This window comes from Halomonas sp. AOP7-E1-9 (assembly GCF_052376035.1).
In the GTDB taxonomy this organism is placed as follows: Bacteria; Pseudomonadota; Gammaproteobacteria; order Pseudomonadales; family Halomonadaceae; genus Vreelandella; species Vreelandella citrativorans.
This window is the reverse complement of record NZ_JBQSVC010000096.1, coordinates 1-503: the sequence shown is the minus strand read 5'-3', so window position 1 is coordinate 503 and position 503 is coordinate 1. Positions and strand designations below refer to the sequence as shown.

Annotated in this window: 1 pseudogene; it reads right to left on the bottom strand. The window is 50.5% G+C overall.

Going from position 1 to position 503, the window contains the following annotated elements:
- Window positions 1-438 (bottom strand): annotated as a pseudogene (locus tag ACT3R4_RS18460) (helix-turn-helix domain-containing protein); the annotation flags it as partial.
- Window positions 439-503: the final 65 nt, after the last annotated feature.

Sequence of the window (503 nt, the reverse complement as noted above, 5' to 3'; positions counted from 1 at the left end):
TGTGCCCTCAATGAGCGGCGTACCCGCTTACAGCTATAGCCTTTTTTTTAACGCGCGCCGCAACGTGTCCTGGCTGACGACGTTACCTGTCTGCTCCTGAAACCTGGCATGGAGGACAGGCAATTGATGGGGATACTCTTCAACCAGTTGTTCTAACACAGCCAGATCGCTCTCACTGAGGAGGTGCGGGCGTCCTTGGCGAGGCTTGTCTTGAAGACCTTCAATACCGTCTGCTTCCCATTGGGATAACCAGGTCGATACCGTATCGCGCCTAACCCCGATAATATCGCGAATCTGGTTAATCGTATGGCCCTTGTGGTTGAGCAGAACTGCGTGAGCCCGACGACGTAGTGCTCTCTTTTCGCCGTATTGGTAGGCTTCATTTAAGATACGTTGCTGGCCAGGTGTTAAAGAAACGAAACGTAAGCGCCGAGACATGGTTCTGAGTTTTACTCTGATGGACCTTTGTTTATTATGCGCGATAATTTATGCAGAAGCACTTA